General features: G+C 52.7%; 24 protein-coding genes. 14 read left to right on the forward strand and 10 right to left on the reverse strand.

The features are described from left to right. Positions 1–35: 35 nt before the first annotated feature. Entirely contained in the window at positions 36–1,610 is a 1,575-nt protein-coding gene (gene dnaB / locus BD749_RS13905; RefSeq protein WP_101445322.1) for a replicative DNA helicase, read from the reverse strand. Between the two features lie 133 nt (positions 1,611–1,743). Here dnaB and BD749_RS13910 point away from each other — a divergent pair, with 133 nt between their 5' ends. Together BD749_RS13910 and BD749_RS13915 are read left to right on the forward strand one after the other, a co-directional pair. Beyond that, on the forward strand, positions 1,744–3,123 hold the full coding sequence (locus tag BD749_RS13910; RefSeq protein ID WP_101445325.1) for a UDP-N-acetylmuramate--L-alanine ligase: 1,380 nt from the start codon (positions 1,744–1,746) through the stop codon (positions 3,121–3,123). Between the two features lie 13 nt (positions 3,124–3,136). After that, positions 3,137–3,949 carry a 3'-5' exonuclease gene (locus tag BD749_RS13915; protein ID WP_101445328.1) on the forward strand — a complete coding sequence of 271 codons (813 nt, stop codon included), beginning with the start codon at positions 3,137–3,139 and terminating at the stop codon, positions 3,947–3,949. Positions 3,950–4,042: 93 nt separating this feature from the next. Here the strand turns inward: BD749_RS13915 and BD749_RS13920 are convergent, their stop codons facing one another. Together BD749_RS13920 and BD749_RS13925 are read right to left on the reverse strand one after the other, a co-directional pair. After that, complete coding sequence (locus tag BD749_RS13920; protein WP_101445331.1) at positions 4,043–4,651, reverse strand: hypothetical protein; 609 nt, start codon at positions 4,649–4,651, stop codon at positions 4,043–4,045. A gap of 20 nt (positions 4,652–4,671) precedes the next feature. After that, positions 4,672–5,466, reverse strand: a complete 795-nt coding sequence (locus BD749_RS13925; RefSeq protein WP_101445333.1) for a M48 family metallopeptidase — start codon at positions 5,464–5,466, stop codon at positions 4,672–4,674. 391 nt (positions 5,467–5,857) lie between these two features. On the opposite strand from BD749_RS13925, the gene BD749_RS13930 reads away from it, so the two are divergent. The 8 genes from BD749_RS13930 (at position 5,858) to BD749_RS13965 (ending at position 12,432) form a co-directional block, all read left to right on the forward strand. Continuing rightward, on the forward strand, positions 5,858–6,469 hold the full coding sequence (locus BD749_RS13930) for a fumarylacetoacetate hydrolase family protein (RefSeq protein ID WP_101445336.1): 612 nt from the start codon (positions 5,858–5,860) through the stop codon (positions 6,467–6,469). Beyond that, the gene (locus BD749_RS13935; protein WP_101445338.1) at positions 6,456–8,348 is read left to right on the forward strand and encodes a M23 family metallopeptidase; all 1,893 of its coding nucleotides are present in this window, start codon (positions 6,456–6,458) and stop codon (positions 8,346–8,348) included. The genes BD749_RS13930 and BD749_RS13935 overlap by 14 nt, the downstream gene beginning before the upstream one ends. A 99-nt stretch (positions 8,349–8,447) precedes the next feature. Further along, complete coding sequence (gene bcp / locus BD749_RS13940; protein WP_101445340.1) at positions 8,448–8,900, forward strand: thioredoxin-dependent thiol peroxidase; 453 nt, start codon at positions 8,448–8,450, stop codon at positions 8,898–8,900. Between the two features lie 86 nt (positions 8,901–8,986). Next, a complete protein-coding gene (locus BD749_RS13945) occupies positions 8,987–9,847 on the forward strand; it encodes a transketolase (RefSeq protein ID WP_101445342.1) in 861 nt (286 codons plus the stop codon). A 14-nt stretch (positions 9,848–9,861) separates the two neighbouring features. Further along, complete coding sequence (locus tag BD749_RS13950) at positions 9,862–10,815, forward strand: transketolase family protein (protein WP_101445345.1); 954 nt, start codon at positions 9,862–9,864, stop codon at positions 10,813–10,815. Positions 10,816–10,960: 145 nt separating this feature from the next. Next, the gene (locus BD749_RS13955) at positions 10,961–11,500 is read left to right on the forward strand and encodes an RNA polymerase sigma factor (RefSeq protein WP_101445347.1); all 540 of its coding nucleotides are present in this window, start codon (positions 10,961–10,963) and stop codon (positions 11,498–11,500) included. A 43-nt stretch (positions 11,501–11,543) separates the two neighbouring features. After that, complete coding sequence (locus tag BD749_RS13960; RefSeq protein WP_101445350.1) at positions 11,544–11,978, forward strand: hypothetical protein; 435 nt, start codon at positions 11,544–11,546, stop codon at positions 11,976–11,978. A 7-nt stretch (positions 11,979–11,985) separates the two neighbouring features. Then, positions 11,986–12,432 (forward strand): hypothetical protein, encoded by a 447-nt coding sequence (locus BD749_RS13965; RefSeq protein WP_245869222.1) that lies wholly within the window; start codon positions 11,986–11,988, stop codon positions 12,430–12,432. 133 nt (positions 12,433–12,565) lie between these two features. Here the strand turns inward: BD749_RS13965 and pepE are convergent, their stop codons facing one another. The 3 genes from pepE to BD749_RS13980 all read right to left on the reverse strand — a co-directional run bounded on the left by pepE (position 12,566) and on the right by BD749_RS13980 (position 13,981). Then, on the reverse strand, positions 12,566–13,300 hold the full coding sequence (gene pepE, locus BD749_RS13970; protein WP_101445353.1) for a dipeptidase PepE: 735 nt from the start codon (positions 13,298–13,300) through the stop codon (positions 12,566–12,568). A gap of 151 nt (positions 13,301–13,451) precedes the next feature. Next, complete coding sequence (locus tag BD749_RS13975) at positions 13,452–13,700, reverse strand: hypothetical protein (protein WP_101445355.1); 249 nt, start codon at positions 13,698–13,700, stop codon at positions 13,452–13,454. An 83-nt stretch (positions 13,701–13,783) separates the two neighbouring features. After that, on the reverse strand, positions 13,784–13,981 hold the full coding sequence (locus tag BD749_RS13980; RefSeq protein ID WP_245869226.1) for a hypothetical protein: 198 nt from the start codon (positions 13,979–13,981) through the stop codon (positions 13,784–13,786). Positions 13,982–14,349: 368 nt separating this feature from the next. Between BD749_RS13980 and BD749_RS13985 the strand changes: the two genes are divergently transcribed. Continuing rightward, positions 14,350–15,441 (forward strand): MBL fold metallo-hydrolase, encoded by a 1,092-nt coding sequence (locus tag BD749_RS13985; protein WP_101445359.1) that lies wholly within the window; start codon positions 14,350–14,352, stop codon positions 15,439–15,441. A 65-nt stretch (positions 15,442–15,506) separates the two neighbouring features. Here BD749_RS13985 and BD749_RS19455 read toward each other — a convergent pair whose 3' ends face one another. Further along, positions 15,507–15,683: a hypothetical protein gene (locus BD749_RS19455; protein WP_180336411.1), complete on the reverse strand. Its 177-nt coding sequence runs from the start codon at positions 15,681–15,683 to the stop codon at positions 15,507–15,509. 175 nt (positions 15,684–15,858) lie between these two features. Between BD749_RS19455 and BD749_RS13990 the strand changes: the two genes are divergently transcribed. Together BD749_RS13990 and BD749_RS13995 are read left to right on the forward strand one after the other, a co-directional pair. After that, entirely contained in the window at positions 15,859–17,049 is a 1,191-nt protein-coding gene (locus tag BD749_RS13990; RefSeq protein WP_101445362.1) for an aspartate aminotransferase family protein, read from the forward strand. Between the two features lie 156 nt (positions 17,050–17,205). After that, entirely contained in the window at positions 17,206–18,966 is a 1,761-nt protein-coding gene (locus BD749_RS13995; RefSeq protein WP_101445364.1) for an SLC13 family permease, read from the forward strand. 6 nt (positions 18,967–18,972) lie between these two features. Here BD749_RS13995 and BD749_RS14000 read toward each other — a convergent pair whose 3' ends face one another. Together BD749_RS14000 and BD749_RS14005 are read right to left on the reverse strand one after the other, a co-directional pair. Continuing rightward, positions 18,973–19,308: a hypothetical protein gene (locus BD749_RS14000; RefSeq protein ID WP_101445366.1), complete on the reverse strand. Its 336-nt coding sequence runs from the start codon at positions 19,306–19,308 to the stop codon at positions 18,973–18,975. Positions 19,309–19,317: 9 nt separating this feature from the next. Further along, a complete protein-coding gene (locus BD749_RS14005) occupies positions 19,318–19,746 on the reverse strand; it encodes a tellurite resistance TerB family protein (protein ID WP_101445369.1) in 429 nt (142 codons plus the stop codon). A gap of 318 nt (positions 19,747–20,064) precedes the next feature. Between BD749_RS14005 and pfkA the strand changes: the two genes are divergently transcribed. Beyond that, positions 20,065–21,036, forward strand: coding sequence for a 6-phosphofructokinase (gene pfkA, locus BD749_RS14010; protein ID WP_101445371.1), 972 nt, complete (start codon positions 20,065–20,067; stop codon positions 21,034–21,036). A 72-nt stretch (positions 21,037–21,108) separates the two neighbouring features. Here pfkA and miaA read toward each other — a convergent pair whose 3' ends face one another. Further along, positions 21,109–22,035, reverse strand: a complete 927-nt coding sequence (gene miaA / locus BD749_RS14015) for a tRNA (adenosine(37)-N6)-dimethylallyltransferase MiaA (RefSeq protein ID WP_101445373.1) — start codon at positions 22,033–22,035, stop codon at positions 21,109–21,111. Between the last annotated feature and the right edge of the window lie 48 nt (positions 22,036–22,083).

Below are 22,083 nucleotides of genomic sequence, written 5' to 3' on the forward strand. Positions count from 1 at the left end.
CTTTATCCTTTGTCAAAAACTTCTTTTATCAAAAATTAAAACGGTGGCTCCTCGTCAAACCCCGATGCCGGGAAACCTCCCCCACCGCCATTGCTTCCGTCGTTCATGCGGCTACCCAAGCGTATAGCGCCTGGCGTCTCGGTATCGAAGCTGCTGTTGGGCAGGGCATTGAAACCACCGTCGCCCCCAAAGTCGGAGTCGAGATTGGTGAACTTGGTGTACTTGCCGATGAATTTGAGCTGCACGTTTTCCAGGGAACCGTTACGGTGCTTGGCAATGATCACTTCGCCCACACCCGCAGTCGGGTTGCCCATTTCGTCTTCGGTGATACCATAGTATTCCGGACGGTACAGGAAAAGCACCATGTCGGCGTCCTGTTCGATGGAACCGGATTCACGCAAGTCCGACAGCTGCGGACGCTTATCACCACCGCGGGTTTCCACGGCACGGCTCAGCTGCGAAAGCGCAATCACAGGTACGTTCAGTTCTTTTGCCAGCATTTTCATGGCCCGCGAAATGGAGGCGATCTCCTGTTCACGGTTGCCACCCCCTTTGCCTTCGGCGTTACCGCTCATCAGCTGCAGGTAGTCGATGATGATCATCTGGATGTCGTACTGCGCCTTGAGTCGGCGGCATTTGGTACGCAGTTCGCGGATTGACAGACCTGGCGTATCGTCAATGAAGATTGGCGCCTCAGTCAGTTTCGAGATCTTGTGGTTGAGCTGTGCCCATTCGTAATCCTCGAGACTGCCCTTCTTAATTTTCTCGGAATCGAGTTCGGCCTCCGAGGAGATCAAACGATTGACGAGCTGCAGCGAGGACATCTCCAGGGAGAAGATCGCCACGCCCTTCTTGAAATCTACGGCCGCATTTCGCAGGCAGGATAGTACGAAGGCGGTCTTACCCATCGCGGGACGAGCGGCAAGAATAATCAAATCCGATTTTTGCCAGCCCGATGTCACGCGGTCCAGCGCAGTCATGCCGCTTGGCACACCCGTCAGGCCGTCGGTTTGCTTGCGTTTTTCTTCGAGTTCCTTAATGGCCTGGTGCATGAGCGAGCGCATGTCGTCGAAGTTCTTGCGAATGTTCGATTCCGACACCTCGTAAAGCTTGGCTTCGGTCTTGTCAAGGAGCTCGAAAACGTCGGTGGTGTCTTCAAAGGCGCTCGACAGCACTTCGGAGGAGATCGAGATCAGGTCGCGCTTGATCGAGTTCTCTGTGATGATACGGGCGTGGTACTCGATGTTGGCCGCCGAGTTCACGCGGGTGGTCAGCTGGGTTACGTAATAAGCCCCGCCTGCCAGCTCCAGTTCGCCGCTCTCGCGCAGTTCGTGCGTCACGGTCAGAATATCGATCGGCTCCGACTTGTCGAATAAGGCCAGGATCGCTTTAAAAATGCGTTGGTGCGCCTCTTTGTAAAAAGAAGTCGGACGCAAAATGTCGATTACTGTAGTAAGCGCATCTTTTTCCAACATCAGAGCGCCTAGCACGGCCTCCTCCAAATCTAGTGCCTGCGGCGGTTTTTTACCCAACTCTGCCACGGCAGGGGCTTTTTTGGCCCAGTTGCCGCGGTTACCCGTTGGCCGCACGTTCATTTTCATCTCCTCCATACCACAAATTTAAAAAGTAAGCCGCCTAAGTAATCCACAAAATACGGAAGATATCCACATATTAGCGTATAGCTATTTACATTTACAAGAGGAATTCTAATTTTGTCGGTTCGCTAAACGGATAGCACGGATTATGGAGAGAACGGATTTTAAACACATACACCTGATCGCCACGGGCGGCAGCATCATGCATAACCTGGCCCTGGCCCTGCACGATAAAGGGATACAGGTAACAGGTTCGGACGACGAAATTTACGAGCCAGCCAAAAGCCGCCTGGCCGCCGCAGGCATTCTGCCCGCCCAGGAAGGCTGGTTCCCCGAAAAACTTGATAGTAAACCAGATGCTGTGATTCTGGGCATGCACGCGCGCGCTGATAACCCCGAGTTGCTACGTGCCCAGGAACTCGGTATACCTGTCTACTCCTTCCCCGATTTCATTTACGAGCTGAGCAAAAACAAACAGCGCATCGTGATTGGTGGTAGCCACGGCAAGACGTCCATTACCTCCATCATCATGCACGTGCTGCAGCACTGCGGCCGCCTGTTCGACTATGCCGTAGGCGCGCAACTGCAGGGCTTCGACCGCATGGTGAAGCTCACAGAGGAGGCCCCGATCATCATCATCGAAGGCGACGAGTACCTCTCCGACCCGATCAAGCGTGTTCCGAAGTTTCACCTGTACCATCACCACATCGGCGTGATCAGCGGCATCAGCTGGGACCATATCAATGTGTTCCCGACGCAGGAAAACTACCGCGACCAGTTCCGCATTTTCGCGGAGATGACCCCGAAGGCGGGCACCCTTATTTACAACCAGGACGATGAGCAGGTACAGCTGGTGGCCGTGCCACGCAACCCCGCCGACATTGCCTACATTGGCTATACCGTGCATCCGCACAGCATCGTCAACGGCAAAACCATTCTGCATACCAAAAAAGAAGGGGATGTGGAGATCCCGCTCTTCGGGGAGCACAACTTGCGCAACATCAGTGCCGCCAAAGAAGTTTGCAAGAAAATCGGTATCAAGGCCCACGATTTCTACGAGGCGCTCAAAACTTTTAAAGGAGCCGCTAAGCGATTGGAAAAGCTCGGTGAGAATAGCAGCACGGTGATCTTCCGAGACTTTGCCCATGCGCCCTCCAAGGTGAAAGCCACTACCGAGGCCATGAAAACGCAGTACCCACAGCGCAAGCTCGTAGCCTGTGTGGAGCTCCATACCTTCAGCAGTCTGAACAAAAATTTCCTCCCGCAGTATGCCGGCGCGCTCAATAAAGCCGACACGCCCATTGTGTTCTTCAGCCCGAAAACGGTGGAGCACAAGCGCATGGAAATGCTTTCGGAGGACGATTTACGTAGCGCTTTTGGTAACCCGAACCTACAGATTTTCACCGACTCAACCGCACTGCTCGAGCATCTGAAAGGGATGGACTGGCAAAACGCCAACCTGCTACTGATGAGCTCAGGCACTTATCAAAACCTTGACCTGGAGGCGCTCAAGAAAGCGGTTCTGTAACCCCTATACCTTTATGCAACTGAACCTGAAGCGCCCCATCGTATTTTTCGACCTCGAAACCACCGGCACCGACATCTGCAAAGACCGCATTGTGGAGATCAGCGCCCTGAAGGTGATGCCCAACGGCGAGGAGATTCTCAAGACCCGTCGCATCAACCCGACCGTGCCGATCCCGCTGGAATCGAGTTTGATCCACAAGATTTACGATGAGGACGTGAAGGACTGCCCTACCTTTCAGCAAGTGGCCCGTAACCTGCACCAGTTCCTGGAGGGCTGCGACCTGGGTGGCTATAACCTCGTGCGTTTCGATATCCCTTTGCTGGCCGAGGAGTTTCTGCGTGCAGGTATAGACTTCGACATTGACAACCGCCACGTGGTGGACGCCTGCCGAATCTTCCACATGATGGAGAAACGCACGCTGTCGGCCGCCTACAAATACTACTGCAACAAAACGCTCGAGAACGCCCACAGCGCCGAAGCTGACACCGTAGCTACCTACCATATCCTGAAAGCCCAGCTGGAGCGCTACGAAAACACCGTGGTGGAAGTGGCCGAGGGGATCGAAGAAACGCCTATCCAAAACGACATGGCCCTACTGCACAAGTTCACGTTCGAGAAGTCAGCCGACCTGGCAGGCCGCATCGTGTATAACAACGCGGGCCAGGAGGTGTTTAACTTCGGAAAGCACAAGAACGTTCCTGTGGAGGACGTGCTCAGCAAAGAACCCAGCTACTACGACTGGATGATGAAAGGTGACTTCCCGCTATACACCAAGAAGATATTAACTCGTATTAGATTGAGGAATATGCAGAGTAGTGTATCCTAAATTTCTGAAGAGAGAATTTCAGGTATAGCATAGCAAAAAAGAGAGCGGGCTGCCAGATAACTGGCAGCCCGCTCTCTTTTTGTATACCTTAGACTAATTCTGTCCCGAGTTTTTAAATCTAACACCCTGCAGCAGGCTATTACCTTCCTGCACTTTGTGGCGGCAGTCGTAACCGGCAGCCCGGATCGAGCACTGGCAACCCGTGATGCGGTTGTCCTCAAAAGTGAAGTAACAGAAGTCGCAGCCGGCTGTGGCTTCACAAATGTGCTTCACCGACTTGCTGCTCAGGTATAGGCTATTGTCGGATGCTATATCCAGTTCCAGGGCCATGGAGCGGAAAGAACCGTTGTATATGCCTAAGCCAACCAGGTAATAAGTGGCCGGCAGGTTTTTGTTGTCCTGCACCTTGTGGATCGTTACTTTGTTCACCACGGTACCATTACCGAATTCCTTTATAAAAGGCTGCACCAATTCCTGCTGCTGCACCACAAAATTCACCTCGTCCAGCACCACCTGCGCCAATAATTGCCCGTCGTACTTGGGTCCGGCCTCTGCGTCCAGTGGTTCTTCTTCACTTTCCTCCGGGAAAGCTTCGCGGCGTGTACAGCCAGCGGCTACGAGTAGAATCAGCGTCAGGGCCAGCGACCAGCGCAGGCAGGTCAGCAGCAAAGGCCGACCATGGGCTAAGGGTGATGCAGTCATGTAGGTGAACGGGTTAGTGATTATTTCTTGTAGTATTTCATCGCTTCCGGCATGTAGCTCTGCAGGTTAGCACGACGTGTACCAGCGCTTGGGTGCGTGCTCAGGAACTCCGGTGGCGCCTGACCTCCCGACTTAGCTTCCATACGCTCCCAGAAAGGAATCGCCTCCTGCGGATTGTAACCGGCCAGAGCCATAAAGATCAGCCCCAGACGATCAGCTTCACTCTCCTGATTACGACCGTACTTCAGAAGACCCAAAGTAGAGCCGGCACCGTAGGCTGTCATGATCAATTGCTGCGCTACACCCGGCTGTGAACCTGCAAGGGCAGAAAGCGTCTGGCCGCCGAACTGCTGGGCCAGCTGCTGGCTCATGCGCTCATTGCTGTGCTTGGCTATAGCGTGTGCAATTTCGTGCCCCATTACCACGGCAAGGCCCGTCTCGTTCTGGGCGATCGGCAGTATACCTGTATAGGTCACGGTTTTACCACCGGCCATCGCCCAGGCGTTCACTTGGTCATCCTCGATCAGGTTGTGCTCCCACTGAAAGCCCTGCAACTGGTCTGACATGTTGTTGGCAGCCATGTACTGCTCCACAGCACGCTGAATGCGCTGCCCGGTGCGCTTCACCATGGCCGTGGCCTGCGCGTCGCGCGACAGCTTATTCTCTTTCAGAAACTGGTCGTAGGCATCGTAACTCATTTGCATCATCTGCGCGTCTGACACGAGACTCAGCTGTCTGCGGCCAGTTATGGGCACTGTCGTACAGGCTACCATCATTACTGCCGCTATCGAAAAGGCGATTAACTTCTTGTACATAGTTTTAAAATTTTAAATGACTCTTTAAAAAAGGCTTTTCAAATTTTGAACCAATTTTAAGGAGCCAGGATAGAGTGGATCGTTTAATATGATAAAATTACTATACTTTAACCGATAAAACAAAGTGCAACCTGACACAAATCGGCATGCTGCCACATTGACCGGCTTTGTTGAGGTATACGAACGCTGTATTATAAAATGTTGTACCGCCCAGGCACACAATAAAGCGTGGCTTCTCTTGTTAAAGTATAAAAAAGGCTCAAATCCATTGAGGCTGGGCACTGGCAGAAAAAATTGTCCTGAAACTGATTCTTTTTGCGTAACCATGCTGCACCAAAACCGGATATAGCCTATTTTTGAGAATCGATAAAGAAAACTCCCTGAACATTTTATGAAGATACTCGCCATCGGCCGCAATTATGCTGATCATATAGCCGAACTGAAGAACGAGGTGCCGGACGAGCCGGTGATATTTTTTAAGCCCGACACGGCCATTCTTAAAAACAATGAGCCTTTTTACTATCCCGAGTACAGCCAGGACATTCACCACGAGGTAGAACTGATTCTGCGGGTGAGCCGCGAAGGCAAGAACATAGATAAAAAATTTGCCCACAAGTACTACGACGCCATTGGTTTAGGTATAGACTTCACGGCCCGCGACCTGCAAGCCAAAGCCAAGGCCAAGGGACTGCCCTGGACACTGGCCAAAGGTTTCAACGGCTCTGCCCCTATCTCGGAGTTTCTACCGCTCGAGCAGTTTGAGGATTTGCAGGACATCAATTTTAAGCTTGATGTAAACGGCGAGACCCGTCAGCAAGGCAACTCAAAGATGATGCTCAACAATTTTGACGATATAATCGCGTATATCTCCCGCTTCATTACCCTGAAAAAAGGTGATATCATCTTTACAGGCACGCCTGAGGGAGTAGGCCCGGTTAAGATCGGCGACAGATTGGAAGGCTATGTTGAAGATAAAAAACTACTTGACTTTGAAATTAAATAAGCGCCTGGCGCTCCTTTTCGCTTACATCTTTACTACCCTCGCCGCGGCCGCCCAACCAGCGCCGGAACAGGGTTACTTTATGTTCCCCATCAAGCCGGGCGTGCGCAACTTCCTGTCCGGCTCCATGGGCGAGATACGTGCCACCCACTTCCACGGCGGCCTCGACATCAAAACCGACCAACGGGAAGGCCTGTCGGTATACGCGGCGGCAGATGGGTACATCTCGCGGGTAAAAATGTCGACCTACGGGTATGGCAACATCATTTACGTGACGCACCCGAATGGCCTGACGACTACCTACTCGCACCTGCTGGCGTTCTACGACCCGCTGGCAGACTACGTACTGCAGAAGCAATACGAGAAGGAGACTTTTGAGCTGGAGCTGTTTCCGGAGAAAAACCTGTTCCCCGTGAAGAAAGGGCAGATCATCGCTTTGTCGGGCAACACGGGCGGCTCCGGTGGCCCACACCTGCACTTTGAGATCCGCGATGCGGAAGACCGCCTGTACAATCCGCTCCGCTGGGGCTTTAAGGAGATCATCGACACCACGCCACCAGACCTGCTGGGCTTTGGCATACAGCCGCTCAATATCCATGCGCGCATTAACGGCGAGTTTGAGCGGAAGGAATTTACGCCTAAGAAAACCAATGGTGTACATACTTTGCCAGACACAGTGTTTGCGCACGGCTTGATCGGGTTTGAGCTACAGACCATCGACCGCTACGACGACACCCAGAACCGTAACGGCACCCAGGATGTGACCGTTTTTGTGAATAACAAACAGGTATACAACCACCACATCGACCGGGTGCCCTTTGAACTCTCGAAGCAGGTATCGCAACACGTGAACTACAACGTGTACCGACGCACTGGGCGCACTTTCCAGAAAGCCTATGTGGACTATGGCAACGACCTGCCCCTCTATACTGCACCGCAAAATCGTGGCCGGCTGAACATTCAGGCCGACTCCATCTACCATGTGCGCCTGGTGGCCAAGGATACGTACAACAACGCCTCTACCCTGACCTTTGTAGTAAAGGGACAGAAACTGGTTTTCACGCAGAAACTGAACGGCAAAGTAACCAAACCACAGTTGAGCTACGAGATCATCGGTAATATTCTCAAAGTGAACGCCTCTGACACTTCGGCCACCCCGCGCAACGTGGAGATGGTGGTGAACAACCAACGCCTGATGCTGGTGCCAAGCTATACCAAAGGTGCTGCCTCGGTGAGTCTTTATGACCTGCGCGGTGGTTTGCCTGAGTCGCTTGAGTATTGCGGCACTTCCACCCCACTCAATTTGCAGGCCGCTATACCTTCGGGTCAGGAGTACAGCTTCACGAACCGCGACATGACTATCCGTTTCGAAAAAGAGAGCCTGTACGATACGCTATACCTGCACGCCAAAAAAGAAGGCGACGTGTATACCATCGGCGACTTCTACACGCCATTGCACAAACCAGTCAAAGTGACCATCACGCCGGGCACACCAGTAACCGATAAGAGTAAAGCGGCAGTCTATTACCTGGGTCAGGGCAAAGGCCGGGGTATGCTGGGCGGCGTTTGGAATGGCAACAGCATTACCTTCTCAGCTCGCGCAATGGGCAAGTTCAAAGTACTCGAGGACGTGAAAGCACCTACCATCAAGTTGCTCAGCAAAAGCCCTACTCAGATCAGGTTCAGGATTGGAGACGACTTGTCGGGCGTCAACTCATTCCGCTGCGAAGTGAACGGCAAGTGGCTGCTGATGAAATACGAGCATAAAACTGCCACCATATACTCCGAAAAATTAGATAAAAGCATACCTTTGTCGGGCAAAGTGGTTTTGAAGGTAAAAGACAACGCCGGAAACGAAGCGGAGTTTGTTACGACGATTTAATTTTGGACAAAAGACTTTGTGACAAAAGATAAAAGAGATTATGAATACAATTGAGTCTTTTGACCTATGTCAAGTAGTCCTTTGTCAAAATAAAAAAGTATGGAACTGAAAATTGGAGATAAGGCGCCTGAGTTTGAGGCAAAGGACCAGAATGGCAACACGGTAAAGCTGAGTGATTACCGCGGCAAGAAGGTGATTCTGTATTTCTACCCGAAAGACGACACGTCGGGCTGCACCGCCCAGAGCTGCAACCTGCGCGACAACTACAGCGAGCTGCAGCAAGCCGGCTACGAGGTGATTGGCGTGAGCATCGACGGCGAGAAATCGCACCAGAAGTTTATCAGCAAATACGAGCTACCCTTCACGCTGCTGGCCGACACCGAGAAACAGCTGGTAGAACAGTACGGCGTGTGGCAGGAGAAATCGATGTATGGCCGCAAGTATATGGGCACGATGCGCTATACCTTCGTCATCGACGAGGAGGGCACCATCCAGGACATCATCACGAAAGTGAAAACAGCCGACCACGCTGCCCAAATCCTGAATAACTAAACAAGAACGCAGCTGCCCGAAAGGGTGGCTGCGTTTTTCGTATATTTGAATCTTAATTATTAATTCATAATTCTTAATTCCATATCGTGAACCCACACAACAAAAGCATCGACGAGCTGAAGCAAATCGCATCGCAGGTACGTCGTGACATCGTGCGCATGGTGCATGCGGTAAACTCAGGCCACCCAGGCGGATCGCTTGGCTGCACCGACTACTTCGTGTCGCTTTATTTCCGCGTGATGAACTACAAGCCATCACCATTCAACATGGACGGCGAGGGCGAAGACCTGTTTTTCCTTTCCAACGGGCACATCTCGCCGGTATGGTACAGTGTGTTGGCTCGCGCTGGCTTCTTTGAGGTATCCGAGCTGGCTACGTTCCGCAAAATCAACTCACGTTTGCAAGGCCACCCAGCTACTGAAGAAGGTTTGCCAGGTATACGCGTGGCGTCTGGCTCACTGGGTCAGGGCTTATCGGTTGCGGTGGGCGCTGCCCAAACCAAGAAGCTGAACAATGACAACAACCTGGTGTACGTGCTGATGGGCGACGGCGAACTGGGCGAAGGACAGGTATGGGAGGCGGCCATGTATGCTGCCCACAACAAAGTGGACAACCTGATAGCCACCGTAGACCGCAACTACCAGCAGATCGATGGTGGCACCGAAGAGGTGTTGGCGCTGGGCGACCTGCGCGCCAAGTTCGAGGCCTTTGGCTGGCATGTGCTGGAGGCTGACGGTAACAACTTCGAGACCTTGCTGCCTGCTTTGGAAGATGCCAAGAGAGCCACAGGAAACGGTAAGCCGGTTATCATTTTGATGAACACCGAGATGGGCTTTGGCGTGGACTTCATGATGGGTTCGCACAAGTGGCACGGCGTGGCGCCAAACGACGAGCAGCTGGAGATAGCGCTGCAGCAGCTGGCCGTAGAAAAAGCTTCTGATTACTAAGGATTAACACAGAGATGAAAGAATATACATTTTCAGAGAAAAAAGATACCCGTTCTGGTTTTGGCGCTGGCTTGCTGGAGCTGGGTCGCACCAACGAGAACGTAGTAGCCCTGTGCGCCGACCTGATTGGCTCACTTAAAATGGACGCGTTCAAAAAGGAGTTTCCGGAGCGTTTCTTCCAGGTAGGTATAGCCGAGGCCAACATGATGGGCCTGGCAGCAGGTATGACGATTGGTGGCAAGATTCCGTTTACAGGTACATTTGCCAACTTCTCGACTGGCCGCGTGTACGACCAGATTCGTCAGTCTATCGCCTACTCGGGCAAGAACGTGAAGATTTGCGCTTCGCACGCAGGTCTGACGCTGGGTGAGGACGGTGCCACGCACCAGATTCTGGAAGATGTGGGTATGATGAAAATGCTGCCGCACATGACTGTTATCAACCCTTGCGACTTCAACCAAACCAAGGCCGCTACGATTGCAATTGCCGAGCACGAGGGCCCGGTATACCTGCGTTTCGGTCGCCCTGCGGTGCCTAACTTCACTCCTGCCGACCAGAAGTTCGAAATTGGTAAGGCTGTGATGCTGAACGAGGGTACCGATGTAACCATCATTGCCACAGGTCACCTGGTATGGAAAGCGATTGAGGCGGGTCACAAGCTGGCTGAGAAAGGCATCAACGCTGAAGTAATCAACATCCACACCATCAAGCCGCTGGACGACGAGGCTATCCTGAAGTCGGTTGGCAAGACCAAGTGCGTGGTAACAGCCGAGGAGCACCAGATGAACGGTGGTTTGGGTGATTCGGTGGCGCAGCTGCTGGGCCGCCAACTGCCTGCTCCACTGGAGATGGTGGCCGTAAACGACTCTTTCGGCGAGTCAGGTACGCCAGACCAGCTGATGGAGAAATACGGTTTGAGCACCGAGAACATCGTGGCTGCCGCTGAGCGTGTGATGAGCCGTAAATAATCTGCCGCTTATACCTAATAATAGAAAGGCTATACCTTAGCTTTTTTTCAAAAACCCAAAGGGCTGTACTGTTAAAGTGCAGCCCTTTCTGTTTTTATGCATTATATTGCATATTCAGAAGGCCCGAGCGCCTTATAACTGACCTGTGGAAGACAAAGAGATCCTCGAGAAATTCGCCAACCCCGACAGTCGCAACCTGGCCTTTAACCAGCTTATCCGGAAGTACCAGCAGAAAATCTACTGGCACATCCGTAAGATGGTGATCGACCACGACGACGCCGACGACCTGACACAGGAGGTCTTCATCAAGGTATGGAAGAATCTGGAGAATTTCCGGCAGGATGCGCAGCTTTATACCTGGCTTTACCGTATCGCCACCAACGAGTGCCTTACCTTTCTGTCGAGCAAGCGCAAAAAGTTTTTTCTGCCCATCAACGACGTGGCCGCCGAGCTCACCGAAAAGATTGATTCATCACCAGATATTGACGGAGACGAGATACAGCTCAAGCTGCAAAAAGCACTGCTAAAGCTGCCAGACAAGCAACGACTGGTGTTCAACATGAAGTACTACGACGAGCTCAAATACGAGGAAATGTCTGAAATTCTGGGCACGTCGGTGGGTGCTTTGAAGGCCTCGTACCATCATGCCGTAAAAAAAATTGAAGAATTTATAAAACAAGATTAAACTATAGCGCTCTATCGCTATCTAACTGATAAGTACACAGTATATGAAAAACGATTTTAAACTAAGCGACATCCCTAAGCGCAACATCTACGAAGTGCCTGACAAGTACTTCGACAGACTGCCTGCGCAGATCATGGAGCGCGCTGCCGGTGCCGGGTATAGCAGCCCCGCCCCTTGGTACGCCGCCTGGAAGCCGTTCAAGTTGGCCATGGCACCGCTTGTATTGCTGCTGGTGGCAGGCATCGTGTACTTCTCGCAGCTGCGTCTGGAAAAAGAAGAACCAGCCGTCATACTGGCCACTGTGGCCGACGAGGCGATCATGGATTACCTGAGCACTTACGCGGTGCTTGAAAGTTCTGATTTCTCAGATATATCCTCGCTTTCGAAACCAGAAACGACCGCTGAGTTTTTGAACGTAAGCTCAAAGGCTGCTGAGGAAGAACTCGAATATTACCAACTCGATACGATTGACTACTAATTTACACATGAAAAGATTGCCCTTTATTTTAGTTCTTTTTTGCGCACTCGCATTTGGCAGCACCACGGCCATGGCGCAGTCTGGCCGTTCGCAGGACAAAAATGTGGAGGCGGCAAAAGTGGCCTTTTTCACTGATAAAATGGGTCTGACCACAGAGCAGTCGCAGAAGTTCTGGCCACTCTACAACGAGTACGAAACCAAGCGCCGCGAGCTGGTTCGCTCTTACCGTAGCGGCTACCGTGAAGACGTGGACCAATTAAGCGAGCAGGAAGCCAAGGCCCGCCTCGACGGCATGTTCAGCACCCGCGAGAAAGAACTGGAACTGGAGAAGGAGTATGTAGCCCGCTATCAGCGTGTCATCTCCTCGAACCAGATCATCAAGCTGTACCGCAGCGAACGTGAGTTTACAAAGCTTCTGCTCAAAAAGCTGGAAGCCAACAACAAAGCACAGTAGTTTTTTTTGAATAGATAATTATAGTGAGAACAGCAAAAGGACCTGGCATTTTGCCTTGTTTTTTTCAACAAAAAAACCCCTGCTTAAGGTATAGCAGGGGTTTTTTAATTTCTAATCATTTCGCTTTAAGCTTTTAATAGGCTTCGAGCAGAAAATTGATATCGTCCTCGGGCTTAAACTCCATGGGCTTTTGCCCCTGCAAAAAGATACGGGCAGGCAGCGGTCCCAGCAGGCTAATCTTCTCCCCGTTTATGCGTAGCATACTGCCCTCGCGCAGGCCTACCACAGGCTGGCGGTTATGCACATGAAACTCGGCAATGCGTGTCTCGCGGGTCTCACCCATGTGTGTCGAATCTGGCAAGGGGTCTAGGTAGTGCGGGTTGATGTTGAAAGGCACCAGTTGCAACGCGTCGAAGGATTTAGGGAACACGATGGGCATGTCGTTGGTGGTCCCGATGGTTTTGCCTGCCACGTTGGTGCCCGCGCTGGTGCCTATGTAGGGCATGCCCTGCTGCACACGTTGCTGCAGCGGCTCAATCAGCTTATTGGCATACAGCTGGCGCAGCAGCAAAAAGGTATTGCCGCCGCCAATGAACACGGCCTCTGCCTGCCGCACAGCTTCTACTGGGTTCTCCGCTTCGTGTATGCCTTGCACCTGCACACCCAGCGGGGTAAAGCCTTCCTGGGCCTTGGCCGTGTACTCGGTGTGTGAGATGCCACCCGGGCGGGCGTAAGGTATAAACAGGATGTGCTTGCGGTCGCCAAGCAATTCTTTTATTTCGTTCCGGCAATGCTCCAGGTAGCCTGTGCCGTGTGTAGTGGAGGTGCTAACCAAAAGGATATCTTTCTTTAGAAGGGCTTTTTTCATTTATCTCGATTGTAGATGATACCGGTCTTGTATACCTGCAAAAGTATCAAATTCCGGCGAACACTCCCTAAATCCTTGCACACTGCCGCTATACTTTGCACCGCAGTTGAACGGCGCGAGCCAGATCCGCTTCCACAGCCTGACTATACCTTCAGGTCTTCACTCGGAGCTTGATCGTTTCCAGATAGGGGTCCAGGGAGGCTTTGTTGGTGAGGGTACGAACCAGGCCAATGGTTTTCAGATCGTATAGGAACCAGATCTCCACATAGTAGTTGTGAAACCAGTACAAATCAATTTTGCACCATCCCCGAATAATGTGGTGCAAGTAACGTCCTTTCTCCAACACGATGGCGGCCTGCTCCCGTGTCGAAAGCGAATTAAACTCAGCAATGCTCATCATAAAAATCTACTCCATACTCTTAGGCAAAGAAAAAGGCTGCCGGGGCAGCCTTTTGGTTAACGAAAATATCAGCGGTTTTGATATTAATTCAGATGAAGGGTGTACAACTCAAATCGGGTGGAGGCAAAACTCCAGTGCGAAGAAGATGGATGGATCTCAACGCCGTCCTCATCCATGATCGTCACGGCAAAGCCGTCACCCTGGTTGAGGGGCTCAGTAAAGTGCTTCACAGGATACACTCTCCCTTCCTCGATCCACTCTTCCGGTTCGAAAGCCGGCATCGACGCATCCACGCATTTTGCATAGACGGCCATATAGCTTGGGGGAACAAATAAATTTACCATGTGTATGTAACGTTTTCAGAAAGATAAATAATTCCTGTCAATCAGGAAACATTGTCCACATTATTTTAGTGGATGCCTGCATAGTCATAACACAAAAAGTATGCCTTTGTTGTCAGGCATCCACTCAGCCGCTCCCACTCTCCCAATGCTTACATTTTGGCAGCAAAACCAAGGCATTGCCGGATAATATATGACAAACAGCCCAATGGGAAGTGAATCTGCCAGTTAACTGCAGCCAATTGTCACCACAGCCGTAGTATATATTCCGCCCATTAACATTGGAAAATAAAACATAGTGAATGCCTATGGAAACTTCTTACCGTACCGCTCCCCACGCCAGCAAGGAAGCGTTTGCCGTTGCGCCCGGAGTATGGGGACTCAAGACTGTATTTGTCAACCTTTATTTTGTGGCAAGCCCCGATGGGTCGTGGGTGCTCGTTGACGCCGGTGTGTATGGCGCCGCCCCGAAGATCAGAAAAGTGGTAGACGAGCTGTTTGGCGGCAAGCGCCCCAAAGCCATTCTGCTCACACACGGCCATTTCGATCACATCGGCGCCCTGAAAGAACTGGCCCGTGAGTGGGAAGTGCCGGTTTATGCCCACCCGCTGGAGATGCCCTACCTGAACGGGAAATCGTCTTATCCGCCACCGGACCCAAGCGTAGGCGGCGGAGGTATGGCGTACATGTCTTTCCTATACCCTAAAAAACCCATCGATGTGAGTGAATACCTGGAGCTGCTGCCAACCGACGGATCGGTTCCTGGTCTGCCAGACTGGCGCTGGGTGCACACCCCGGGCCATACGGCGGGGCACGTTTCCTTTTTCCGCGAAAGCGACCGGCTACTGCTGGCAGGCGATGCTTTCATAACGCGGGATGGGGAGTCGATGCTGGCCGTGATGACGCAAAAACGCGAAGTACACGGACCACCGAAGTACTATACCTCCGACTGGGGGTCGGCTCACCGCTCTGTAGAAAAGTTGATGGAGCTCAACCCAGGTATAGCCGCCACTGGCCACGGCCTCCCGATGGAGGGAGGATTGCTCATGCGTCAGTTAGAGGAACTGGTGAAGGATTTCTGGTCGGTGGCAGTGCCGGGTCAGGGCCGCTATGTGCATGAGCCCGCCATTGCCGACGAGCAGGGCGTGCTTTCCGTACCGCCGGCCACAGACAACACTATCCCGAAAGTGATTGCCGCGACCGGTATTGTTGCACTGGCTGGTGTTGCCCTGGTTGCCTATGCCCGCCGAAGTGGCCAGGACAACCGTCGAAAGCAACAGGAGCGCGCCATGCGGGTGCGACCTTTCTCCCACAACAGACCACTGCAAGGTATACCGCCAACGGTAGCCGCCACTTTGGATGAAGACGATCCGCAGGCGCACACCAACAATTACCCATAGACGGGAAAGGCCGGAAGTGAACACTTCCGGCCTTTCTTTTATAACGCGATTATAGTAGCTATACCTTATTTGCCTCTTCCGGAGCCGCTCTTCTTGCCGCCTCCGTCATGCTTGTTCACAGTTGCCCAGGCGCGTTTCTCCGCTTCTTTGTGGCTTACACCCTTCTTTTCATAGCTTTCTTCGATGTGCTCTGCCTGGCGCTTTTGCTTATCGGTGTAAGATGATTTATCCCCTTGTGGCATTTTATCCTCCTTTTCTAAAGTTCAACATCAGACCGGCCAAACGGCCGATCAACCCTATTGTACGTACGGCAGGTAATCAAGAACAGGTTATCGTTAATAAATTCACCATAGGCATCACCTCGGGTCGATAGCAACGCGATGCTGCAATAGCTTCTAAAATTGCCTAAATTGCGGCATGGTATCATTGAGACAGCTGTTTTTGCAGCACCAGGCACAGACTAGTGACTTTCCGCTTATGATTGAAGTCGAGAAGGCAGAGGGAATTTACATGTACGGCAGCGACGGGCACCGCTACATCGACCTGATTTCAGGTATAGGCGTGAGCAATGTCGGGCACCGCCATCCGAAAGTACTGCGCGCCATCCACGACCAACTCGACCGCTACATGCACCTGATGGTGTACGGCGAGTTTGTGCAGGGCCCGCAGGCGCAGCTGGCGCAGGCTTTGTGCAGCACGCTTCCGCCAAGGCTCAACAATGTATACCTCCTCAACTCGGGCACCGAGGCCGTAGAGGGCGCCATGAAACTGGCCAAGCGCTACACCGGACGCACCGGGTTTGTCACCTGCCGCAACGCCTACCATGGCTCCACTCAAGGGGCCCTTTCAGTGAATGGCAGCGAGGGTTTCAAAAACGCTTTCCGCCCCCTCCTGCCCGATGTGCGTGTCATTAACCACGGCGCTATACCTGACCTGCAACAGATCACGGAGCACACGGCCGCCATCATTATTGAGGCGGTGCAGGGCGAAGCAGGTTTACGCGTACCGGAGGCCAGCTACATGCAGGCCCTGCGGGACCGCTGCACCGAAGTGGGCGCGCTGCTCATTCTCGACGAAATACAGACCGGCTTCGGACGTACCGGTACGTTCTGGGCTTTCGAGCAGTTCGGTATCGAGCCCGACATCCTGCTTTGCGCCAAAGGGATGGGCGGCGGCATGCCGATCGGGGCGTTCATAGCGCCGCAGGAAATTATGGCGGTGTTCAAAAACGATCCGATCCTGGGCCACCTGACCACTTTCGGCGGGCATCCGGTTTCCTGCGCTGCCTCACTGGCTACGCTGCAAACCATACAGGAAGAAAACCTGCTGGCCGGTGTGGAGGAAAAAGCCAATCTGTTCAGAGAGCTGCTTGTTCACCCGCGCATAAAGGGCATTCGCAACAAAGGCCTGATGATGGCAGCTGAGTTTGAATCGTTTGAAGTGTTGAAGGCGGTGATCGACCAGGCGATCGTGAACGGCGTACTGACTGACTGGTTCCTGTTCTGCGACAACTCCATGCGCATCGCCCCTCCGCTGATCATTACCGAAGAGCAAATCCACGAAGCCTGCCAGATCATCCTGCGGTCCATTGACGAGGCGCTCGCCTGATGGCTGTACCTGACAGTGGCTACACAGAATAGACCAGAACAGGTATAACGGACCCGAGTTAAAAATATTTTCCCTACAGAGACCATCTGGAGCAGCTTTGTCACGTAAAAGCCGTTGCTACACCTTTTAGTCGGTGTACCTTCCCAAACGTCCTCTATGGAAATAGCCATTGTCCTGACCTTGCTGGTGATAGCGGTTGTGCTGTTCGCCACCGAAAAGCTATCGGTGGAGCTGGTAACCCTGCTCATCCTGATTATACTGGCGGGTCTGCGCATTATCAGTCCGGAGGAGGCTTTTGCCGGTTTCAGCAGCGACTTCATCATCATCATCGCCTCTATCTTTATACTCAGCGCGGCCCTCGAAGAGACCGGCATTCTCGACTTTGCCGTGGTACGGCTGGTGCGATTGGCTAAGCAGAGCAACAACCTCATGCTGCTCACGATCATGCTGATTACAGGTGTTGTGTCGGCTTTTATGAACAATACCACCGTAACGGCCATGTTCATTACGCCACTAGTCGGCCTTTCCAAACGCATCAACCTGAGTGCGTCCAAGCTACTGATGCCACTGGCCTATGCGGCCATCTTGGGAGGCACCTGCACCCTGATCGGCACGTCCACCAACGTGGCAGTGAGCGGCTACATTGCCAAGGCCGGCCTGGAGCCGATCGGTCTGTTCGAAATCTCAGGTATAGGCTTTATCATTTTCGTGGTCGGTATGATCTACATGATGACGATCGGGCAGCGGATGTTGCCCAGCCACGCCGACCAGGAGCTGGCCGAAGAGTATAAGCTGCAGAAATACGTAACGGAAGTGGTGGTATTGCCAGACTCACCGCTCGTCGGGCAATTGGTTTTTGCCTCCGATCTGACCACCCTCAACCTGCGCATGCTCAATGTCATCCGCTCTAAAGAAAACTTCCTGCCCGACTTCCGTACCCGCATCCGGGCCAACGACATTTTGCTGGTGGAAGGCGATGTGGACACCCTGATGAAGGTAAAAGAGACCAAAGGTATACAGATTATGGCTGATGCGCTGATCTCGGAGGACCTGGAGACGGAAAACATCCGGCTGGCGGAGATTATGATCACCCGGCAGTCGAACCTGATCAACCGTACCATCAAAGAAGTTGAATTTTTGCGGCGCTTTGGCTTGGTAGTGCTGGCCGTGTCGCGCCATGGCGAAACGCTGCGCAGCAAGATTGGGAGCATTACCCTGCACATGGGCGACGTGCTGTTGGTGCAGGGTGCCCCTGAGCGCTTCGAGCAGGTCCGCAACTCTAACCACATTGCCGTGCTCGATGAGTTTGAGCCGGTGCTCTTCAAAAAGAAAAAGGGCCTGATCGTGATCATCAGTTTTGCGCTGGCCATTCTGGCGGGCACCCTGCAACTGCTCCCCTTATCAATTGCCTTTTTGTCGGCGGCCGTCGTGAGCATTTTGTTGCGGGCCATCAGCACAGAAAAAGCCTACAACGCTATTGACTGGCGCTTGCTTATCCTGATCGGGGGTATGACGGCCTTTGGTTCGGCCATGGAAAACTCGGGTGCCGCCGACTTTCTGGCACAAGGTATAGTGGATGTGATGGAGCCGATTGGCGGTAGGACAGGTATATTGGCGGGCTTCGTGATCCTGACTGTTCTGCTCACCCAACCCATGTCCAATGCGGCGGCCGCCCTGGTAGTTATACCTGTGGCATTGCGTGCCGCCATGGAGTTGGGCGCCGACCCGCGTTCCTTCGCCATTGCTATTATGCTGGGAGCCTCCGTGTCGCTGGTCACGCCATTCGAGCCGGCCTGCATCCTGGTTTACAGCCCCGGTAAGTACCGTTTTCTGGATTTTATAAAGATTGGCTCCCCGCTTACCTTACTGCTGGTGGTCGTCATCCTGGTGATGGTGCCCATGATCTGGCCAATGTAAAGGCATTTACTGCAGCCCGCCCAGTGCAACCAGCACCACGGCAAAAAAAGCAGCAGATATACCCACAGCCAAAGTCAGTTTGCCAGCCTGCATGGCCACTATTTTCTCAGACCGTGGGAGCCAGAAGTAATTCAGGCTGAGGTTGAGCAGGTATACCATGATCGTCAGCAAAAAGCTGATGAACCAGAAGGCAAAGAAGCGCAGGATAAAATCATCGGAGAGGAAGGTGGCCTCGTAGGAGACCAGTTGTAGCTCGTGTGCAAAAAAGAAGTACGCCATCAGCAACAGCGCCACCGCGTAAACTCCCAGGATGGCCCCGTTCCACAAACGCTGGTTTTTCATGCTGTGATATTAGTAATTGAGAAAGGATTGCGCATCCTCCCGGATCTGTTCGCGGGAGAGCCCGTCCTTCACGCCAATAGAGATTCTGCGCACCAGCACCCCAACGATCGACTTTTTAAAACCGAGCCGCACCGCCATGTTGATGCAGAACTCCATTTCGTTTTCATCCACAATGCCATCGGCCAGCATCATCTCCACCAGGTCGTAGATCTGGTCGAATCGCTCGGCATCGTTGGTGGGCAGTTGCGGTTTTACGGATTGCACATTGGAGAGGAGGTTACGCACTTCGCTGGGTTTAAGGCCGTGCCGTTTGCCGATCGAAATAATAAACTCCATCTCGGTGGGATCCATGTGGCCATCTGCCTTGGCGAGGGCACCCAGGTTGGTGATGTGGCTCTTTAATTTCTTTTCTGCCTCGCTTTCAAAAAAACTAAACATACAGCTCCCTTTTGACTAGTACAATTTCATAATAATAAAATAACGGCTGCACAAAATACGGCTATACCCAGGCAGCTAATTTTGCAGCAGCTACAGTAGAAACGTATTTTCCCAGTTTTAAGTCTGCAGCCAACGGTGCATTTACATACGGTTTTTGCTATCTTATGAGTTATTATTTTGTATTCTTTTTTTATTTCCACTTAAATTAACAAATGTATACCTTGCGAATTCATTAAAACCGCCGCGGTTATTGCGGCGATCTATCGTACGAGGCTGACCAACAGCTACTACAGGGAACACATTAAACAGCAACTCTTTATGAAGAGGATAGGAGTATTTACATCAGGAGGCGATGCGCCGGGCATGAACGCCTGCATACGCGCAATCGTTCGAACGGCCGTGTACAACGGTTTGGAAGTGTACGGTATCAGAAGAGGATACAACGGCATGATCAAAGGCGACATCTTTAAGATGGAGTCATTGACAGTGAGCAACATCATACAGAAAGGCGGCACGATCCTCAAATCGGCCCGCAGCAAAGAATTTACTACCAAAGAAGGGCGGCAGGCAGCCTACGAGCAACTGAAAGCGCACGGAATCGAAGGGCTGGTGGCTATTGGCGGCGACGGTACCTTTACCGGAGCTAATATTTTTTACGAGGAGTTCGGCATCCCAACCATCGGCGCACCGGGCACCATCGACAACGACCTCTACGGCACCGACTATACCATTGGCTACGATACGGCCGTTAACACCGCCCTCGATGCCATCGATAAGATCCGCGACACGGCCGACAGCCATGAGCGTGTGTTTTTTGTGGAGGTGATGGGCCGCGACTCTGGCTACATTGCTATACCTTGCGCCATTGGCGGCGGTGCTGAGATCGTGATGATCCCGGAAACTGACACCTCCATAGACTATGTGATCGACCAGTTGCGGGCGGGCTGGAGACGCTCTAAAACCTCTTTCATTGTAATTGTGGCCGAGGGCGACGAAGAGGGAAGCGCGACCGAGATTGCAGCCAAGGTATCGCAGCAGATACCGGACATGGATGCGCGCGTAACCATACTGGGTCACGTACAGCGTGGTGGGGCTCCTTCCGCTGCCGACCGTATGCTGGCCAGCCAACTGGGCATTGCCTGTGTGGAGGGACTGCTGGAGGGCCGCACCAACGAAATGGCCGGCATCATCAACAGGGAGCTCGTGTACACCCCATTCATCGAGACCATTACCAAACAAAAGCTCATCAACCCGAACTTCACCAAAATGGTGGACATTCTGTCGGTTTAAAACAGCTATACCTGAAAGCAGCGAAGCCGGTCACTGTTTGTGCCGGCTTCGCTGCTTTTACACCTATACCTGTTAAGTCACCTGCATCATCTGTTCTCTGATGAACGTCAGTATTTCCTCCCACTGCTGTGGATGAAACCAGGTATAGTCGGCGTGTTTATGGAACCAGGTGAGCTGGCGCTTGGCGTAGCGCCGGCTGTTGCGCTTGAGAAGGCGCACGGCTTCCTCCCAATCGTAATGCCCATCCAGATAATCAAATATTTCTTTGTAACCGACTGTTTGCAGCGCGTTGTGGTCGCGGTATGGGTATAGTGCCCTGGCTTCTTCCAGCAGCCCCTGCTCCAGCATCAGGTCCATGCGGCGGTCTATGCGCTCGTATAGCTCCTGTCGGTCGCGGCTCAACCCAATCTTAATGATGTGAAAAGGGCGCTCATGGGCTTCTGATCTCCGGAAATCAGAGTATGACTGCCCACTTGAAAGGCACACCTCCAGCGCACGGATCACACGCTGCGGGTTGGCCTTGTCCACACGCTCGTAATAGGCCGGATCGAGTTGCTGCAACTGCTCTAACAGGGGCTGTAGTCCCTCCTGCTTGTAACGTGAGGTTAGGCTTTCGCGCACGGCGGGGTCTGTTTCCGGCATCACGTCCATCCCATCTGTTACGGCGCGTACGTACAGTCCCGACCCACCCGTCAGAATCACCGCCTGGTGCTGCTCAAACAACCGCTCCAACAAAGCCAGTACATCCTGCTCATAGGCACCTGCGTTGTATACTTCCGTGATCGGGTGCGAGTCCACAAAATGGTGCCGTATACCTTGCTGCTCCTCGGGAGTTGGTTTGGCCGTTCCAATCGACATTTCCTTGTAAAACTGGCGAGAGTCGGCCGACACGATCTCGGTGCCGAAATGTTGGGCCAGGCGCACGCACAGGTCGGTTTTGCCCACGGCCGTAGGACCTACAACTACGATCAGAAAACGGGGGGCTTGTACTGCAGGCATGGGCGGGTAAGACGATTTACTTGAAGAATATGCCACAAATTAACTTCC

It is taken from the genome of Pontibacter ramchanderi (assembly GCF_002846395.1).
GTDB lineage: Bacteria > Bacteroidota > Bacteroidia > Cytophagales > Hymenobacteraceae > Pontibacter > Pontibacter ramchanderi.

Excerpts from the sequence above, each read along its gene's own strand:
- BD749_RS13975 (WP_101445355.1), bottom strand. The coding sequence starts at position 13,700 with ATGATGAGCATTGCTGAGTTTAATTCGCTTTCGACACGGGAGCAGGCC.
- BD749_RS13965 (WP_245869222.1), top strand. The coding sequence starts at position 11,986 with ATGAAAAGATTGCCCTTTATTTTAGTTCTTTTTTGCGCACTCGCATTT.
- BD749_RS13985 (WP_101445359.1), top strand. The coding sequence starts at position 14,350 with ATGGAAACTTCTTACCGTACCGCTCCCCACGCCAGCAAGGAAGCGTTT.
- BD749_RS13950 (WP_101445345.1), top strand. The coding sequence starts at position 9,862 with ATGAAAGAATATACATTTTCAGAGAAAAAAGATACCCGTTCTGGTTTT.
- BD749_RS14005 (WP_101445369.1), bottom strand. The coding sequence starts at position 19,746 with ATGTTTAGTTTTTTTGAAAGCGAGGCAGAAAAGAAATTAAAGAGCCAC.
- BD749_RS13930 (WP_101445336.1), top strand. The coding sequence starts at position 5,858 with ATGAAGATACTCGCCATCGGCCGCAATTATGCTGATCATATAGCCGAA.
- BD749_RS13980 (WP_245869226.1), bottom strand. The coding sequence starts at position 13,981 with ATGCCGGCTTTCGAACCGGAAGAGTGGATCGAGGAAGGGAGAGTGTAT.
- BD749_RS13920 (WP_101445331.1), bottom strand. The coding sequence starts at position 4,651 with ATGACTGCATCACCCTTAGCCCATGGTCGGCCTTTGCTGCTGACCTGC.
- dnaB (WP_101445322.1), bottom strand. The coding sequence starts at position 1,610 with ATGGAGGAGATGAAAATGAACGTGCGGCCAACGGGTAACCGCGGCAAC.
- BD749_RS13910 (WP_101445325.1), top strand. The coding sequence starts at position 1,744 with ATGGAGAGAACGGATTTTAAACACATACACCTGATCGCCACGGGCGGC.
- pepE (WP_101445353.1), bottom strand. The coding sequence starts at position 13,300 with ATGAAAAAAGCCCTTCTAAAGAAAGATATCCTTTTGGTTAGCACCTCC.
- bcp (WP_101445340.1), top strand. The coding sequence starts at position 8,448 with ATGGAACTGAAAATTGGAGATAAGGCGCCTGAGTTTGAGGCAAAGGAC.
- BD749_RS13995 (WP_101445364.1), top strand. The coding sequence starts at position 17,206 with ATGGAAATAGCCATTGTCCTGACCTTGCTGGTGATAGCGGTTGTGCTG.
- miaA (WP_101445373.1), bottom strand. The coding sequence starts at position 22,035 with ATGCCTGCAGTACAAGCCCCCCGTTTTCTGATCGTAGTTGTAGGTCCT.
- BD749_RS19455 (WP_180336411.1), bottom strand. The coding sequence starts at position 15,683 with ATGCCACAAGGGGATAAATCATCTTACACCGATAAGCAAAAGCGCCAG.
- BD749_RS13990 (WP_101445362.1), top strand. The coding sequence starts at position 15,859 with ATGGTATCATTGAGACAGCTGTTTTTGCAGCACCAGGCACAGACTAGT.
- BD749_RS13915 (WP_101445328.1), top strand. The coding sequence starts at position 3,137 with ATGCAACTGAACCTGAAGCGCCCCATCGTATTTTTCGACCTCGAAACC.
- pfkA (WP_101445371.1), top strand. The coding sequence starts at position 20,065 with ATGAAGAGGATAGGAGTATTTACATCAGGAGGCGATGCGCCGGGCATG.
- BD749_RS14000 (WP_101445366.1), bottom strand. The coding sequence starts at position 19,308 with ATGAAAAACCAGCGTTTGTGGAACGGGGCCATCCTGGGAGTTTACGCG.
- BD749_RS13925 (WP_101445333.1), bottom strand. The coding sequence starts at position 5,466 with ATGTACAAGAAGTTAATCGCCTTTTCGATAGCGGCAGTAATGATGGTA.
- BD749_RS13960 (WP_101445350.1), top strand. The coding sequence starts at position 11,544 with ATGAAAAACGATTTTAAACTAAGCGACATCCCTAAGCGCAACATCTAC.